The following is a 17,314-nucleotide window of genomic DNA, read 5'->3' as shown; positions in this document are numbered from 1 at the left end:
TCAGGTCATAAAACTGGTCTGAATATATGGGAAAATGGTGAACGGATTCATGCAGCCCCTCATAGCTTTGGCGCGTTTTTTCCAGATCGGCGCTCGGTCTGCCCGACTGGCTCGCCCGCTGCGCGTGGCGCTGGCCTGTTGTTTTTGCCTGTTGCTGGCGGCCTGTTTTGAAACCCGCCTCCCTGACGGCGTGGTGGCTACCGTCAACGGCGAGCCCATCAGCCTGCGCAGATTGCAGACCCTGCTCGACAGCCGTTCTCCTTCTCTTGGGGCCATGCGCACTCCTTCGCTGGAAAATATGCGGCGCGAATACGGCGAAGGGCTGGGCACATTGATCATTTACGCTCTGGTGCGGCAGGATTTGCAGCGGCTCCAGATGTCGGTCAGCCCTGCCATGCTGGAAACAGCCATGGCTGAAGTGAGGAATGATTACGGCGGCGCTGACGGGCTGGAAAAATATCTGGCCGAAGAATCAATTGACTCTTCAGAATGGCGGGCTTTGCTGCTTGACCATCTTTCCATGCTCACATTTGAAAAGCGGGTTCTCGCAGCGGGCATCCGTGTTTCTCTGCCCGAACTGCGCGACTACTACCAGACCCACGAAGACGATTTTCAGATGCCGGAAACCCTGCGCGTGTGCCTGATTTCTGGCGAATCGCGCAAGGATGTGGAAGGCTTTTGCGCGGTGTTTCCCGGTGGCATAAATGAAGCGCGCAGCAAAGTGCAGCTCCAGTGTCAGAATGTGCGGCCAACCGACCTGCCCCAGGGATGGCGCAAGGCCGCTGCCGGTCTGAAGCCGGGCCAGTGCGCGCCCGCGCGGCTGGAGGAAGGCCTGTGGCGCAGCCTTGGCCTGATTGAAAGCCGCCCGCCAGCGCACATCAGTCTGGCGGAGGCCTATCCGCTGGTGGAAGGCATCCTGCGGGAGCAGAAGATGTCTGAGGCTTTTGAGCGCTGGCTTGAAAAGGCTCTGGCCAATTCCGTCATCATGGTGGGCAAGGAGCTTGCCCCCGATCTGCTCGCGCCCCCGGCGTCACACGCTGGTGGGCAGGGCGATGATACCCCCTCCGTGCCGGATGTTTCTGGCGCAGTGGAGGACATAAAGGCTCTGCCTCCTGGCAAGGATGATGTGTACGAAGGCGATGTGCCTGAAGGTTCCCACGATCCCAAGGCCAATGGAGCATTGGAAAATCAGGGGCATAATCCCGAAACGCCTCCCGCTTCAAAAGCCTCGGGCGACCAACAGCGCAAGCGCGATAACGGCGGTTCCGCGCGGCGGCGCTGAGAGTTTGCATGCAACGTGCCCCGGCTGCTGGCTGCCTGATGGCTCGGGTTGCAGCAGTTGCATTGCATGTTGCGCTGGTTTGGGATATAATTTTACAGATAAAGCGCGGAATTTTTGCGCGCAAGCAGGGAGTATAACGTGAGAAAAACGCTTATTTTGGCGCTGGTTATCTGTTTTATGACCGCTTTTGGCGCTCAGGCCGCACAGATCAACAAGGTGGCGGCCGTGGTGAACGGTCAGGTTATCACCATGTTTGATCTGCAGAAAAATGCTGTTCCTGATCTTATGCGGGCGCGTATCAATCCCAACGATCCCGCCCAGGCCAAGGCCGTGGATGCCGTGCTGCGCAAGGCGCTGGACGGCATGATCATGGACATTCTGGTTGCGCAGGAAGCCAAGCGTCTCAAGGTTTCCATTTCTTCTTCTGAAATTGACAGCGAAATCACCAAGATCATGAAGGGGAACAACCTCACCAAGAAGCAGTTTGAAGAACGCCTGGCCCAGCAAAAGACCAGTGTCAGCGAGCTGCGTGGAAATATTGAGAAAGGTTTGATTCGTCAGCGTGTTATGGCAATGGAAGTGGGCCGCCGGGTTGTTGTGACCCCGGATGAAATCAAGGCCTACTACGATGCGCACAAGGATACCATGTATGACCGCTCAGGTCTGCACATGGCCCTTCTGGTGTATCATCCCAATGCCAACGCTGCGGCTTTGGCTGCGCAGATCAAGTCTGGCGCGGTTTCGTTTGAGGAAGTGGTGCGCAAGTATTCCATCGCTCCCAACAAGGAAAACGGCGGCGACATGGGCGCAGTGGAGTGGGACAAGCTCAACCCCGAGTGGGAAGCCCGCCTCACCAGCATGAAACCCGGCGATGTGACGGATATTTTCGAGCTTCAGGGCCGCAAGGCGCAGGTGCGCCTGTACCGCCCCGGCGGCGGCGAACTCAAGATGCTCACCTTTGAGCAGGCCAAGCCGATGATCGACGGCATCCTGCGCCAGCCCAAGGCCATGGAGCGTTTTGAGGACTACACCAACCAGCTTCGTAGCCGGGCCGTTATTGATATCAGAATGTAGCGGGGCCGCCACGGGTGGTTCCGGCTTTTTGCTGGCAACCGCCGCCCCCTCGGGGCGGCAAGACCATTATCGAGGCTTTTCATGACCTTAGTGGAATTGGGCGCTGCTTTGCGCGTTGAGCGCGAAAAGCGGGGTCTGGACATGGAAGATGCGGCAAACAGGCTGAAAATCAGCGCCCGTCTTCTGCGCGCTTTGGAGGAAGGGGACGAGACGTCCTTGCCCCCTCTGGCGTACACCAAGGGGTTTATCCGTTCATACGCGTCCTATGTTGGCCTTTCGGCAGAAGAAGTCAGTGAGGCGCTTGGCGCGCTTGAGGCTGCTTCCGAGCCTGTCGCGCCGCAAAATGTTTATGAGCCCGAGATGGTTCTCACCCCGCGCCGTAATCTCAAGCCCATTCTGGCTGGGCTTTTCATGGTGTGCGTGGTTGCTGTGGTGATGGTTGCCTGGCAACAGGGGGTGCTTGACTTTTTGAGTCGGCAGACGCGCCGTCTGGCACAGCCCGCCCCCTTGCAGAGCGCCGAGTCTGTTGATCCCGGCAATCTGGCCAGTCGGCCCTCCGCCCCTGTTGCTCCCGCGCAGGGACAGGCTCCGTCGCAGGCGGCTGCCCAAGGTTCTGTACAACAGGTGCAGACCCCGGCCCAAACGCCTGCCCAAAGCTCGGGCCAAACTTCTGCGCAGGCTTCGGCACAGCCGACAGGTCAGGCTGCCCCGCCTGCTGCCCCTGGCTTGCCTCCGGTGCGTGGCACTGCCACCAACGCGCCTGTCGCAAATGCGCCCGCTGCTGGCACGCCTGCTTCAACGCCTCCGGCTGCTCCCACTGCCTCTGCCGCTGCGCCCGCTGGCGCTTCGCAGGGCAGTGATGTGCCCGTAGGCACCCACAAGCTTATTATCACTGCCACAGAGGAATGCTGGATCCACTCCAGCGCTGACAAGACCGACACGCGCCAGTTTTCGCTGCACAAGGGTGATACCTTTGCCCTCACGTTCAGCAAAAGCCTGGAGTTGAAGCTTGGCAACGCTGGCGGTGTGCGCCTGCGGTATGACGGTGAAGAACTGCCCCCGGCGGGGCAGAGCGGCCAGGTGCGCAATCTGGTGTTTCCCCCTGCGGACAGGCCATGACCGAATGGGCAGATCACGCGCTTGTGCTGCGAATCGGGCACTTTCGCGAGGCAGATCTGTGGCTGAAAATGCTTTGTCGCAAACACGGCCTGCTGACGCTGTTCGCCTTTGGCGGCAGCCGCAGCAGGCGTCGTTTTTGCGGCTGCCTGGATGTACTCAACAGCCTGCATTGCAGGGTAAAGGCCTCGGGGCGCGGCAGCTTTCTTAATCTTGAGGAGGCCGTGCTGCTGGGCGGGCCGCAAAGCCTGCGCGGGAACTGGCGGCGCATGGGCCTAGCGGCCAACTGCCTGCGGTTTGTGGAAGCGCTTGGCGTTAACGACGAGGGCGCGGACGAGGCCTTTCTGCTGGTTGAAGATTTGCGCAAGACGCTGGAAGAAGCGGAAAATGTACCTTCGCTGTTGCCACTGTTTTTCCGCCTGCGTTTTGCTGGTGTTTTGGGTTTTGCGCCTGATCTGGGCCGATGCGGCACCTGCGGCGCAGCCATAACCGGCCCCGCGCAATTTGTGGTTGACGAGGCCCAGTTGCGTTGCCCTTCGTGCCGCGCCACAGCAGGGCCAGCGCGGTATGGCGTGGAGCTGGGCGCGTCCGGGCTTGACCTTTTGCGTCATGTGCAGCAAGAATTTCCCTCCGGCTGGCATGCGGAAGAACTGCCTGCGGCAGATCGGCGCGCGTGCGCCAAGGTTATTGACGGTTTTGTGCAATATCACCTGGGTCTCTCGTGGGAAGGGGGCTACTTTCGCCACGTGTGATCGTGTTTGCACTGAAATTTTCGATTCGGTTTGGGATGGTTTGGGGCGGCGATTATTGAACAGCCGCGCGTATGCGTCTGAAAAAGGCTACGAACAAAGGACAGCGCATGTATTTTCAGGATGTCATTTTAACTTTGCAGAACTACTGGGCCAACCAGGGTTGCGTCATCGAACAGCCTTCGGGTGTGGAATGCGGTGCCGGTACGTTCAACCCCAACACGTTTTTGAGGGTTATTGGGCCGGAGCCGTGGAGCGTTGCCTATGTGGAACCCTCCCGCCGTCCTACGGATGGCCGCTACGGCGAAAATCCCAACCGCCTGCAACGGTATTTCCAGTTTCAGGTGATCATGAAGCCCTCGCCGGACAACGTGCAGGATCTGTATCTGCAAAGCCTCAAGGCGCTGGGCATCAACCCCGCGCAGCACGACATCCGTTTTGTGGAAGACGATTGGGAATCCCCCACCCTCGGCGCCTGGGGCCTTGGCTGGGAAGTGTGGCTCAATGGCATGGAAGTGAGCCAGTTCACCTATTTTCAGCAGGTCGGCGGCATTGATCTTTCGCCCATCAGCGTGGAACTGACCTACGGCCTTGAGCGCCTTACCATGTATTTGCAGGGCGTTGAATCCGTGTATGATCTGGCCTGGAACAAAAACGTCACCTACGGCCATATCTACCACCAGAATGAAGTGGAGCAGTCACGCCACAACTTTGAGGCCAGCAATCCTGAAATGCTGTTGCGGCATTTCAGCGATTTTGAAGGGCAGTGCAAAGCCCTGCTGGAGCTGGGATTGCCCTGGCCTGCCTATGATTACTGCCTCAAGTGCTCGCATACATTCAATCTTCTGGACGCCAGAGGAGCTATCTCCATCACGGAACGCACCGGCTACATCGGCAGGGTGCGCGCCCTGGCGGCTGGAGTGGCGCGACTGTATGCAGCCCAGCGTGAAGAACTGGGCTATCCCATGCTCAAAAAGGATGAGAGGTAAGCCGTGGCGACCTTTGTGCTTGAAATCGGCAGCGAAGAGTTGCCTTCCCGTTTTCTGGCCCCCGAAGAAGGGGAGCTGGCCTCACGTTTTAGCGGTGCTCTGGACGAGGCCGGGCTTGAATACGGCGCGCTGCGCGTCATGAGCACGCCCCGACGCGCGGTGGTGATTATTGAAAATCTTAACCCCGTGCAGGTGGAGAGGGAAGAGGTGGTCTCCGGCCCGCCCGTGCGCGTGGCCTATGACGCCGAAGGCAAGCCCACCAAGGCCCTTGAGGGTTTTGTGCGCACCAATGCCTGCGCTCTTGAAGACGTTTTTCGTGTGGAAACGGACAAGGGCGAATACGTGGCCGTGCGCAAACGCACCGGCGGCGCGCCCGCAGCCGGCTTGCTTGCTGATATCTGCCCTGCGGTGATTACCGCGCTTTCATTCCAGAAGCGCATGCACTGGGGTTCATATTCGCTGGCCTATGCCCGCCCGCTGCGCTGGATACTGGCGCTGCTTGATGATGCCGTGGTACCCTTTACTGTTGGCCCCATGACCTCTGGTCGTGAGACCAGCGGTCACCGCATCCACGGCGCTGGCCCCTTTGCTGTGACGCATGCCAATGAATTTCTGGCCACCCTCGCCGGACCCTGCGCCATCACCATTGATCCTGCCCAACGCCGCAATGTCATTATTGATGGCGGCAATGCCCAGGCGGCTGCCGCTGGCGGCAAGGTGCTGTGGAAAGACAGCCTGCTGGACGAAGTGCAGGGCCTTGCCGAGCACCCGGTGCCGCTGCTGGCCGATTTTGATCCCGCCTATCTTGAGGTGCCGCGAGAAGTGCTGCTCACCAGCATGGAAAGCCACCAGAAGAGCTTTGGCATTGAAGGTGCCAATGGCGAACTGCTGCCGCATTTTCTCACCGTGCTGAACATCACCCCCGAAGATATGGGCGTGGTCAAGCGCGGCTGGGAACGCGTGCTGCGCGCCCGGCTTGAAGACGCCCGCTTTTTCTGGCAGGCCGACCTGCGTGATACCTTTGACCACTGGCTGCAAAAGTTGGATACGGTCATTTTTATCGGCGGGCTTGGCAGCATGGGCGACAAAACCCGCAGGCTTGAGGCTCTGTGCCGCTGGCTTGCCGAGAGCTGCGCGCCCGAACTTGCCGACGATGCCGCGCGCGCCGGGCGCCTTTCAAAGGCGGATCTGGTGAGCGGCCTTGTGGGAGAGTTTGATACCCTTCAGGGTATCATGGGCGGCATCTATGCTGGCCGCAAGGGCGAGAGCAAGGCCGTGGCCGAAGCTCTGGGCGAACAGTATCTGCCCGCCGGGCCGGATTCTCCGCTGCCCAAGAGCCTCGCAGGCGCGCTGCTCTCTATGGCGGATAAGGCCGACACTCTCGCAGGCTGCTTTGGCCTTGGCATGATCCCCACTGGCGCTGCCGACCCCAACGGCCTGCGGCGTTGCGCGCTGGGCATCATCCGTATCATGCTCGAGTTCGGCCTTGCGGTTGACGTGCGACAGTTCTTTGCCATGGCGCAACAGCTTTATGGTGATCGCCAGTGGAAGCTCGCCCCGCACGATGCTCTGGACAAGCTCATGGAATTTTTTGCTGCGCGTTTGCGCAACTATTTCATGAGTCAGGGACAGGACACTCTGCTGGTGGATGCGGCCCTTGGCGCGGGCGCGGAAGATGTGAAAGACTGCGGCGCACGCCTTGCGGCGCTGGCGGCATTTAGCCAGGCGGCGGACTATGAAGCTGCGGTGCAGACCTTCAAGCGCGTTGCCAATATCCTGCGCAAGCAAGGTCAGGCCGAGGAACTTTCTGACCACTGGGATCCCGCCTTGCTGCGTGAAGACGCGGAAAAGGCGCTGGCATCGACGCTGGAAGAAATGTTACCCCGCCTTGATGCCCTGTGGGCTGCCCACGACCATGCCGCTGCGCTGGCTTGCCTGAGCGCGGTGCGCCCCGCTGTGGATGCCTTTTTTGCAGGCGTGATGGTTATGTGCGATGATGCGGATCTGCGCCGCAACAGATTGAGCATGCTGCGCGGTCTTGGCTCGCGGTTTGCGCGTCTGGCCGATTTTTCAGCTTTGCAGATGTAGATTGTTCGACGGTTTTGCCGGGGGATGGGGGAGCCTTTGACGGTTCCCCTCTCCTTCAAACAAGAAAATATTCGATAAAAAGACACGATTGCTTGACAGGTAATCGTGCCAGTGGTAAGAACCCTTCTTCGCGACAACGCGCTAACTTTTGTTTTCATGGCTTGCGCGGGCAAGCCCAACATATGTGGAGGATTCAAAGTGGCCAACCATAAGTCAGCCCTCAAGCGTCACAAGCAGAGCTTGCAGCGGGCAGGCCGCAATCGCGCCGCCCGTACCCGCGTGAAAAATGCCATCAAGCAGGTTCGCGCCGCCATCCAGAGCAACGAACAGGGTCAGGCCAGCGAAGCCCTGTCCAGCGCCACTTCCGTGCTTGCCAAGGCTGCCGGTAAGGGTGCCATGCACTGGAAGAAAGCCGCACGCAAGATTTCGCGTCTGGCTCATGCCGTTAACGGCATCAGCGCTTAGTAGTTTTCTTTACTGGTTTGAGGCGTGCTTGCCCTAGGGGCGAACACATTCCCTTACGGGAAGTTGCAGATAATAATTTTTAACAAGTTCACAGGCTTTTCAAAAAATATTTTGAAAAAAAGCTTGACGGCGACTGTGACTTGAGTTAGTTTCCTCTTCGTTGAACGCGCTCGTAGCTCAGCTGGATAGAGCAACAGGCTACGAACCTGTAGGTCAGGAGTTCGAATCTCTTCGGGCGCACCATTAAAATCAAGCCCTTACGGTTAATCACCGTAAGGGCTTTTTTGTTTTCCCCGCCATCTTCCCCACCAATACCAGGGTATTTAGCTTTACCCACCACTGGAACCAGCAATGCCGCTAGTAGGGCGGGCGTGGTAGTCTTCTAATATTGTTCCTCGCCGTATGTGCGTTGGGTGGGGAAGATGGTAGTTTCCCCGCCACTTTTTCCCTACACTGAAGCTCTCTTGCCAGACTTAGCCATTTTTCTCATCTATAGTCAAAATTGCCGCCCACAAAGTGGTTTTAAGTCTCGCTTCTTGTGTGTGCGCCATCCCGAGCATAAGGTTTATCCTTACCTGCTGTTGCGCGGATTACGAATCAATCGGCCAAATCACGTGTAGTGCGCCGATATTGCATATGTGCCAATGAAGCGAGGGTTCCTGTATCTGGTGGCAATTATGGACTGGCACAGCCGTTCCGTGCTTGCTTGGCGTCTGTCAAACACGATGGATACATAATTTTGCGTGGCAGCTCTGGAAGAGGCTGTGGATCGTTACGGGGTGCCGGAAATCTTTAATACGGACCAAGGTTCGCAGTTTACCAGTCTGGAATTTATTCAGGCGCCCAAGGATGCCGGTGTGGTTATCTCCATGTACGGCAAGGGCCGCTGGATGGATAGCGTGATGATCGAACGTATCTGGCGGTCAGTCAAATGGGAGTGCCTCTATTTGCGGAAAATGGAAACAGGCAACTAAGCCGGTAAAATACTTAGAAACTTGTTTCAGTTTTATAACGATCAGCGCCCGCATACAGCTTTTGACGGCCGTCGGCTAGTTGAAGTATACTGTGAAAGAATCAGATCCTAAAGGCGGCATAAGACAAACCGGGCCAGAGCGTAACAACGTTGCCAACCTGTCCAAAAACCGGACCACCTCAGAGTCTACCTATTACACCGGATGGTATAACTATGATCCATCGTTCAAAACTCACAGGAATCACCCTTTTCGTTTCCTGCTTGCTGGTCATTCTGGGGTGGATAAACACTTCTATCACTTTGGCCAAAGATATTGTGCCGGTTGGCGAAAAAATTGCTGTAGATACCAAGGGATATGACATCTATCAGGTAAGCGCCAACGGAATCAAAATAGGATATAAGTTGATAGGTACAGGCGAGCCCCTGCTGTTGATTACTGGGCTAGGGGCAACCATGGAGAGGTGGGAACCAGAATTTATCGAAGAAGCATCAAAAAAATATCAACTGATCCTCATGGACAACAGGGGAATGGGGTATACTACGGATAATGGTCAACAATTTACGTATCGTCTCTTTGCCCAAGACGTTATTGGCCTGATGGATTCACTTGAAGTCAAAAAAACAAATGTACTTGGATATTCTCAGTCTAGTGTGACCACTCAGAATTTACTTCTTTACTATTCTGAGCGCTTCAATAAAGCCATAATCCATGCCACTTCAATCGATGGGAAAGCCGTTGCCACAGCTTTAAAGCAAATGACTTTACCTGACAATCCTACGATAAAGAAACAGCTTCAGGCAGCCATTGCGTGGAAGACTCCTTTGCAAAAAATGTCGCTGATTAAAAATCCAGTCATGCTGCTGGTTGGAACGGCGGATACTGTTGTGGGAACGAAGAGTTCGAAAATTCTTGCCAGTTTGATACCTGGAGCTTGGTTAGTTCAGTTCAAAGGTGGATCGCACCATTTGCAATATGAAGCCCCATCCGCCTTCACCCAGATTGTTTTGACCTTCTTGGCAATGGACGAGACGGTTCCTGCCAAGCAAAATCCATAAAGTGGGGCAAGGTCATTTTAGCCACTCTTTAGCCACAGAATTTGATTTAAGTTGAATAAAGTTGATACAACTACAGGTGAAAAAAAATAATTTTTGCAGCTTGTTGCCATTGACTTTGGCGTTTTCGTAGGGTGCGCCAATTTATGCTTTGGCTGGCTACAAACCTGTAGGGCAGGTTGACCTTCCCCCCTCAAAGTATGCCATTGAAAAGTTAGTGTTCCTGACATAGGAGCACAAGAATGAAACGCAGTAGATTCACCGAAGAGCAGACTATTGGGATCTTGCGGCAAGCCGAGGCTGGCGTTCGCGTTGTCGATCTGTGCCGTCAGAATGGCATTTCAGATGCGACCTTTTACAAATGGCGCAGCAAATTCGGCGGGATGAACATCTCTGACGCCAAGCGGTTGCGCCAGTTGGAGGAAGAGAACGCCCCGCTGAAAAGACTTGTAGGCGAACAAGCGCTTGATATCATCGTCCTGAAGGACGTGATTTCAAAAAACTTTTGAAGCCCGCAGCCAACAGGGAAGCCGTGCATCACATTCAGGCTGCGCATGGCTACTCAGAGCGGCGGGCTTGCCGAGTGATTCAGTTTAATCGGTGCTCAGCCAGACGGCCACCATCTGAGGACCGTGATCTTCTTTTGCGGACTCGGATGCTGGAACTGGCAAATGACCGGCGGCGTTTCGGTTCTCCGCGATGGCATGAATTATTGCGCCGGGAAGATCTGGTACAGAATCACAAACGAACAGAAAGGATTTACCAAGAAGAAAACCTTTCACTGCGCACCCGCAAGCGAGTGAAGCGTCCAAGCCATGCCCGTATTGTCCAGGCTGGCCCTACTGGCCCGGATGAACAATGGGCGATGGATTTTGTAAGCGATTCCCTTATGGGTGGGCGACGCATCCGGATTTTGACAATTGCCGATCTGTGGGAGCGTTCAAGCCCCGCGCTCGAAGTGGATATGTCGTTGTCTGGAGTTCGAGTTGTGCGTGTTCTTGAAAGACTTCGCCTTCAAGGTCGGTTGCCGCAGCGTATCGTTGATAATGGGCCGGAATTTAGCGGTAATGCCATGGATGCATGGGCTTTTGAGAAAGGAGTACAGATAAAGTTTACTCGCCCGGGGAAGCCTACGGATAAGGGGCAACTTGAAAGCTTTAACGGAAAATTCCGGGATGAATGCTTAAATCAGAACGTGTTTCTGTCCCTGCACGATGTCCGCAAAACACTTGAAGCTACAACCAGCAGCGACCGCCTCATTGGGCTGGCTGACACCGGATGAATTCCGTGAAAAGAATATAACCTGCAACCCATTGGGAGCCACTAACTTACAAGTGGTATACGCAGTGGGGTAAGGTCAAAAGCTCCGTTGCTGCCCGGCTATCCTAAATTCTTTGAAGTTTGGAAGCCCACCGCAGTAAAATAAAATCCGCTCCACGAAAGTTCACAGCCCCTGGGTCTTTTACAGACTCAGGGGCTGTGCATTTGTGCGCCAAAAATTGTTGTTCAGTCAGTTCGTCAGCGTGCTGAATGCACATGAAGAAGGACTTTGCTACCGCGTCATACTAGAATAGCCCCGAAGGGCAATTCTTCGGGGCTATTGCTGGGGGAGTTTAACAATGGGGGAGGTCAGCTTGCCACAGCTTGGGCGTATTCCTCGGCTGTAATGCATCCGCCTTCATCGGGGGCCGTGGGTTGCACCTTTATCAGCCATCCCTGATTGTAGGGATCGTCGTTGAGCAGTTCCGGGGCATCTGCGAGGGCTTCGTTAATGGCCGTAACCTGACCGGAGACGGGCATGATGGCCTCGCTGGTCACCTTGACGGATTCAATGGAAGCGCAGGATTCCCCCTGCCGGAAGCTTGCGCCAACAGCGGGCAGATCAACAAAGATCACCCCGCCCAGTTGATCCTGGGCAAAATCGGTAATGCCGATAAGGCAGGTGCCGTCAGGCAGGCTTTGCGCCCACAAATGTTCTGCATGGTATTTTCTGTCGTGAGGAAAGTTCACGGTATTCTCCTTGGTGGTTGCCGTGTCAGTTGGATTCCGCGCGCACCTTGGGCGCCATAATGGACATGGACACAATTTCATCCAGCGTGGGATGGGCAAACATGACTTTGTGCAGGTTTTGCGCCGTATAGCCTTCCTTGATCAGCAGCAGGGCCACCATCACAAGGTGTGAAACTCCTGCGCCAACAGCGGCAATGCCTGCAATTTTGCCATCACTCCAGACTGTTTTGACAAATCCGGCTGTGCCGCCGCTTGCCTGCGCAATGGGATTCAGGGACAGAGCCGCCTGGGAGACTTCCACGTCCTTGCCTTCGCGAAGGAGTGCCTCCGCCGTCTGGCCGACGCGCATGACTTCCATTGCCCCGTAAACGCATGAGGGCACCGGGCCGGATTGATATTCTCCGGCGCTTTCGCCAAGGATGCGTCCCGCCACGTACACAGCCTGATGTTCCGCAGCGTGGGCCAGCAGCACAAGGCCGTTGACGTCGCCCACGGCGTAGACGTTGGGGGCGGCTTCAAGAAAGGCGCTTGTTTCAACATAGCCGTGCTTGTTGAGATTGCAGCCCCATTGCTGGGCGTTCAGCCCGGCGGTGTTGGGCATGCGGCCCACAGCCACCAACGCCTTGGCTGCGCTGATTACCGTGCCGTCTTCCAGGGTGAGCTGCGCCTGCCCGTCAACTGTGCGCAAGTCTTTGGCCCGTGCGCCTTCGTGGCAGGTTATGCCGTTTTTTTGCAGTGCCCGGCGTAATTCTGCGGCGATATCGGTATCTTCCAGAGGTGCGATGTGGGGCGCGGCCTCCACTATTGTCACCTTGCTGCCCATGGCCGAGAAAAAATCACCCAGTTCAAGGCCGATGGCCCCGGCACCAATGATGACAAGGCTTTCAGGAACAGATTCAATGCGCAGCAGATCAGTGCTGTCCAGCACGCAGTCGTGATCGGGCGTCAGACCGGGAAACGCCGCGGAAGATGACCCGCAGGCCAGAATTATGTGCTGGGCTGTCAGATCCGTAGTGCCATCTTCGGCATGGACGCGCACAGTGCCCGGTGCAAGGCCTTCGCCGCGCCCGGTAAAGATCGTCACGCCCATGCTGGCAAGGCTTTTGCCAAGCGTTTTGCTCGTGCCTGAGGTGAAGCGGCTCACGCGCGTTTGGAGCGCTGCAAAGTCAACGGCAATTTCGCCCTTGGCTACACGGGTTCGTTGCTGGGCATGCAATAGGGCCAGCGGGGCCACAGCGCCGAGCAGCATCTTGGTGGGGATGCAGCCGCAGTTCAGGCAGGTGCCGCCAAGGTGTGTTTTTTCCACCAGGGCAACACTCTTGCCTGCCTGGGCAAGAATGCGCGCTGCCGTGGTTCCGCCGGGGCCGCCGCCCAGAATAATGGTATCAAAAGACTGCATGACGCCCCCTATTTAACGATGTCTGCCTTGAACAGATGCTGGCGCGAGGCGGAGCGGTACATGAGCAGGTTCTGCTCCGGCAGGGGCTCAAGCCCGCGCATGTCCCACACCATATCCGCCGTGACGGGGGTGATGCTGTATGGCAGGGTGGGCAGGCCGCAAGCCTCGGCCACTAGTTTTGCCGCCGCTGCGGCGTCTTCCCTCTTGGGCCAGTCCCAGCCATCGCCAGCGGGAAGCGGCATGGCCAGAAAGCGCACCGCGCCATCGGACGTGGCCTGCACAAGGGCGATGGTTTTTGCCAGTTCTTCCTTGCCGGGCGCGCCGCCAAAAATTTTTGTGCTTGCCTCAGGGCCGCCCACAAGATTGCAGACTACGTGCACATCTTTGATCTTCAGCAGCTTTTCCAGCAGCTCCGGTTTGCGACCATCGGTCTGCAACCAGACCTGCAAGCCGCCAGCAGCCAGCCGGTCAACAAGAATTGCAAAATTATCTTCCTGCCCGTCAGGGCATTGCGAAGGGTAAAGCCCCGCAATTTTTCCGTGGAGCATGTCGCTGCGGGTTACGCAGGCCTCCAGCGTATGCCCCGAGAGCAGGTAGGCGATGATTTCGCCGGAACCCTGCTTGATGACCTCGCCATCGGAGAACAGCGGAAATTCCACCCCTTCAGGATTGCGGTAAATGGCCTTGCGGTTTGTGCGGTAGAACGTGTTGAATTCCTGCGCGTCAGCCTTGAAATCTATGGTGTCGTATGCCAGCCCGCGTTCGGCAAGAAAGGCTTTGACGATCTTGCAGCGGATGCAGTCCGGCGCTGTATAAAGGGTTATGCTCATGAGAGCCTCCTGTTACAAAAAACCGTGGATGCAGATGCGTAAATTCCTGTTTTAGCCGGAGGTTAGGCAATGTCTTCGAGCGACTTGCCACCCGTGCGCGCACCCCATACGCCAACGACAATGGCGGGGATGATGCACAGGATGCTGAAAATATAAAACACTCCGTCAAAGCTGTATGCTGCATAGACAACAGGAATGAGAGGTTGTGAGAAAGCAACGGCCAGACGGCCAATTGAGGAGTGGAAACCCGTGGCGGTGTTGCGCAGGTGGGTGGGGTAGGATTCCGTCGTGTAGGAAAATACGGTGAAACCCATGCCCATCACAAAGGCCGTAAGCACAGCGCCGGTAAGCACCACTACCCAGTATTGGCTTAAATTGCCGAAGATGGGGGCAAGCACGGCCATCACAATCAGCATGATGACAATGGGGATTTTGCGTCCGCCCTTGTCGGTAAAAGCGCTGGAGGCAAACAGTCCAAGCGGTACGCCAATGGAAATGAGCGTGGTGGCCATAAGTGTATCTTCAAGCGGGAAGCCGTGAGCCTTGAGCAGGGTGGCGGTCCAGTTGGTGACCACAAAGGTGGCCGGGTTGGTACAAACCACCAGCATAAAAATAACCAGAGTGCGCTTGAGATACTTGGAACTGCACATGCCAAGCAGCACTTCCTTAAGCGGGGGCTTCTGGGTCATGCATTTGCTGGCCGCATCGGCAAGGTCAACATCCCTGCCGGTGAGGTCTTTCATCACGGCTTCCGCTTCCGCAATACGGCCACGGGCCACGAGCCAGCGGGGGGACTCATCAAGGTAGCGCCAGGCGATGATGAGAGCGATGTAGCCAACGCCGCCCATATAGAAGATGTAGCGCCATGCTTCTTCGTGCAGGGGGATGATCAGGCGGCAGAGCATGCCAATGACCGGCACGGCGCAAAAACCAACGCCCGCGATCATGTTTTGCCATTTGCCACGGCTCTCGGCCGGGGCCATTTCTGCAATATAGGCTTGCGAACACACCATGAGGCAGAACACGCCAAAGCCCGTCAGCGCGCGTGAGACCACAAATACGTGGAAGCTGTCCGTAAGGCCGTTGATGATCGAGGCTGTGGAAAACAGCGTGATGGCAATGAGGAAGGTTTTGCGCCGCCCGATGATGTCCGAGATAAATCCGCCGACAAATCCGCCGAGGGTCATGGAGGCAAAATACCAGAAGGTCACAGTTCCAAGATCCTTCATGGTCAGCCCCCAGTTGTGCATCAGCGCCGGGGCAATAAAGCCGAAGTTCCAGTTATCCATCTGTTCGCAGAAGTATGCGACCATGATGATAAAGAACACAGCCTTGTGGCGTCCTGTAACAGCAAGGCCGTCAAAGTAGTTATTGCTGATGCGCGGCGAATCCTGCATTGCGCCTCTCCTTTTCATTGTCTGCCATTTTGCATTTTTTGTGAAAAAAATCATCCACTGCCGTATTGGTTCAAAAACCTAGGCTAGCAGTGGTGCTGGTGACGTTGTTGCGGCAACATTTTCTGAATATTTTTTTCACATTTGTAAAAATATTCTTTTTAAATAGCATGTTAAGTGATTTTTGAGAGGTGATGTCTGTCGATTGTGAAAAAATAAACTTTTTTCAAAAAACGTTGTTGCGGCAACGGTGCTGGCCACAGGAAAGCGCCATTACAGAGCATTACTGGAAGAGGTTTCTGTATGGTTGCACCATCTTGCACAGGAGGAATGATGAAAGCTGTTCGCAACAACGTACTGGGAGTGTTGCTTGCCGGAGGCTTGCTGCTTGCGCCGGAAGCGGCCAAGGCGGTTGATTTCAAGGTCAAGGGGGCATTTGATGTAAGCTTTGAAGCATCCAATGTCATGCCGCGCGGGATTAAAGGGAGCGACACCTTCGGCGCCATAGAGCGCCTGCGCACCCAGATAGACGCAATTGCCAGCGAAAACGTGTCCGGCAGCCTGATGTTCACCGTAGGCACCGGCACCATGAACTGGGGTAAATCCGGCGACGGCGCATCTCTTGGAGCGGACAGTTCAAAGAATCTTGGCGTCCGGCATGCGTACATTGACTGGCTCGTGCCCAGGACTGATATAAAGGTGCGCATGGGTATGCAGCCGCAGCTTCTGCCCGGTTATGTGACTGGCTGGAGTGCGGTATATGGTCAGTATTCCACCGGTGTAACCGTCAGTTCTCCTCTGGTGAGCAGCGGGGATTACAAGATGGGGCTGACGGGCTTCTGGGCGCGGCCTTATAACGACAATTCTGAAATTACGCAAAACGGGCAGACGCAGAAAAACTACCTTGATAACCTTGATCTTCTGGCGCTGACCTTGCCGATCACCGGCAATGGCCTGAAAATAACCCCCTGGGGCATGTATGGCCTCATTGGCGAAAACAGCCTGCGCGGCATCAACAACAATACCGACCAGCGCGAACCTGCCATTTACGCCCCGCGCGGCGGTCTTATGCCTGTGCTTGGCAGCGGCGGCAACTATGTCAGCACGTTTGAAAAAAAGTATCGCAACGCAAACAATACCTGGGGTAATGGCTTCTGGGGCGGCCTGACCTCTGACGTCACGGCTTTTGAGCCTTTTGATATCGCGGCGGAGTTCACTTATGGCCGTGTGGATATGGGCGAGCTGAAAGATTACACCCAGTTCAGCTCCACCCGTCAGGCCAAGACTTTTGATCTCGTGCGTCAGGGCTGGTACGCGGCCTTGCGTGTGGATTACAAATGCGACTGGGGCGTCCCAGGCATCACCGCCTGGTACGGCAGTGGCGATGACAGCAACCCCTACAACGGTTCGGAACGTCTGCCTGTGTTCAACTCCCCCTGGCCGGTCACGCCCCTGGGTTTTGGCGGCGGTTTTTTTGATCTCAACACCTGGAAGGTTCTTGGGCACAACCCCGGCGGTCTGGCTGGCGTTGTGGGCACCATCAAGGATGTCAGCTTTATTGACGACCTTACCCACACCTTCAAGCTTGCGTATTTTCATGGCACAAACAGTGCGGAAATGCCCCGCAAGGCCAATATGACGAGCTATCCCAGCAGGGCCGACGGCCCCATGGCCTACCTCACCACCACCGACCATGCCTGGGAAGGCAGCGTGTCCAATACCTACAAGATTTACGACAACCTGCTGATGAATGTTGAAGCTGCCTACGTGAACCTTCATCTTGACGGCAGCACGTGGCGTGGAGTGGAAGATTCGCAGTATCGGGATAACTGGCGGGTTTCGCTGACCTTCCGTTATCAGTTCTGATTTTTTGCAGCCCTTGGGCTGATGTG

General features: G+C 56.1%; 13 protein-coding genes, 1 tRNA gene and 2 pseudogenes. 12 read left to right on the top strand and 4 right to left on the bottom strand.

The annotated features are described in order from the left end of the window. The first annotated feature begins 49 nt into the window (after window positions 1-49). From QZ383_RS09080 to QZ383_RS09030, 11 genes and pseudogenes are all read left to right on the top strand, one after another. The gene (locus QZ383_RS09080) at window positions 50-1,282 is read left to right on the top strand and encodes a peptidylprolyl isomerase (protein ID WP_291444833.1); all 1,233 of its coding nucleotides are present in this window, start codon (window positions 50-52) and stop codon (window positions 1,280-1,282) included. Between the two features lie 114 nt (window positions 1,283-1,396). Next, window positions 1,397-2,356, top strand: coding sequence for a SurA N-terminal domain-containing protein (locus QZ383_RS09075; protein ID WP_291444832.1), 960 nt, complete (start codon window positions 1,397-1,399; stop codon window positions 2,354-2,356). An 81-nt stretch (window positions 2,357-2,437) separates the two neighbouring features. Beyond that, window positions 2,438-3,475: a helix-turn-helix domain-containing protein gene (locus tag QZ383_RS09070; protein ID WP_291444830.1), complete on the top strand. Its 1,038-nt coding sequence runs from the start codon at window positions 2,438-2,440 to the stop codon at window positions 3,473-3,475. Then, on the top strand, window positions 3,472-4,224 hold the full coding sequence (locus tag QZ383_RS09065; RefSeq protein WP_291444828.1) for a DNA repair protein RecO C-terminal domain-containing protein: 753 nt from the start codon (window positions 3,472-3,474) through the stop codon (window positions 4,222-4,224). Before QZ383_RS09070 ends, QZ383_RS09065 begins: the two co-directional genes overlap by 4 nt. A gap of 107 nt (window positions 4,225-4,331) precedes the next feature. Continuing rightward, window positions 4,332-5,210 carry a glycine--tRNA ligase subunit alpha gene (glyQ, locus tag QZ383_RS09060; protein ID WP_291444827.1) on the top strand — a complete coding sequence of 293 codons (879 nt, stop codon included), beginning with the start codon at window positions 4,332-4,334 and terminating at the stop codon, window positions 5,208-5,210. A gap of 3 nt (window positions 5,211-5,213) precedes the next feature. Next, window positions 5,214-7,298 carry a glycine--tRNA ligase subunit beta gene (glyS, locus tag QZ383_RS09055; RefSeq protein WP_291444825.1) on the top strand — a complete coding sequence of 695 codons (2,085 nt, stop codon included), beginning with the start codon at window positions 5,214-5,216 and terminating at the stop codon, window positions 7,296-7,298. Between the two features lie 198 nt (window positions 7,299-7,496). Further along, window positions 7,497-7,763 carry a 30S ribosomal protein S20 gene (gene rpsT, locus QZ383_RS09050; RefSeq protein ID WP_291444823.1) on the top strand — a complete coding sequence of 89 codons (267 nt, stop codon included), beginning with the start codon at window positions 7,497-7,499 and terminating at the stop codon, window positions 7,761-7,763. Window positions 7,764-7,929: 166 nt separating this feature from the next. Next, window positions 7,930-8,006 (top strand) — tRNA-Arg (locus QZ383_RS09045). Between the two features lie 305 nt (window positions 8,007-8,311). Further along, window positions 8,312-8,716: pseudogene (locus QZ383_RS09040) on the top strand (DDE-type integrase/transposase/recombinase); the annotation flags it as partial. Window positions 8,717-8,949: 233 nt separating this feature from the next. Then, window positions 8,950-9,792: an alpha/beta hydrolase gene (locus QZ383_RS09035; RefSeq protein WP_291444821.1), complete on the top strand. Its 843-nt coding sequence runs from the start codon at window positions 8,950-8,952 to the stop codon at window positions 9,790-9,792. Between the two features lie 239 nt (window positions 9,793-10,031). Beyond that, window positions 10,032-11,144: pseudogene (locus QZ383_RS09030) on the top strand (IS3 family transposase). A gap of 274 nt (window positions 11,145-11,418) precedes the next feature. On the opposite strand, the gene gcvH reads toward QZ383_RS09030, so the two are convergent. From gcvH to QZ383_RS09010, 4 genes are all read right to left on the bottom strand, one after another. Further along, a complete protein-coding gene (gene gcvH / locus QZ383_RS09025) occupies window positions 11,419-11,799 on the bottom strand; it encodes a glycine cleavage system protein GcvH (RefSeq protein WP_291444819.1) in 381 nt (126 codons plus the stop codon). A gap of 25 nt (window positions 11,800-11,824) precedes the next feature. Then, a complete protein-coding gene (locus QZ383_RS09020; RefSeq protein WP_291444817.1) occupies window positions 11,825-13,198 on the bottom strand; it encodes an FAD-dependent oxidoreductase in 1,374 nt (457 codons plus the stop codon). 8 nt (window positions 13,199-13,206) lie between these two features. Further along, window positions 13,207-14,028, bottom strand: a complete 822-nt coding sequence (locus tag QZ383_RS09015; protein WP_291444816.1) for a glutaredoxin family protein — start codon at window positions 14,026-14,028, stop codon at window positions 13,207-13,209. Window positions 14,029-14,090: 62 nt separating this feature from the next. After that, window positions 14,091-15,425, bottom strand: coding sequence for an MFS transporter (locus tag QZ383_RS09010; protein ID WP_291444814.1), 1,335 nt, complete (start codon window positions 15,423-15,425; stop codon window positions 14,091-14,093). 330 nt (window positions 15,426-15,755) lie between these two features. Between QZ383_RS09010 and QZ383_RS09005 the strand changes: the two genes are divergently transcribed. After that, window positions 15,756-17,288 (top strand): outer membrane homotrimeric porin, encoded by a 1,533-nt coding sequence (locus QZ383_RS09005; RefSeq protein WP_291444812.1) that lies wholly within the window; start codon window positions 15,756-15,758, stop codon window positions 17,286-17,288. Window positions 17,289-17,314 lie beyond the last annotated feature (26 nt).

This window comes from Desulfovibrio sp. (assembly GCF_019422935.1).
Taxonomy (GTDB): domain Bacteria; phylum Desulfobacterota; class Desulfovibrionia; order Desulfovibrionales; family Desulfovibrionaceae; genus Desulfovibrio.
This window is presented reverse-complemented; position numbering and strand designations above follow the sequence as displayed.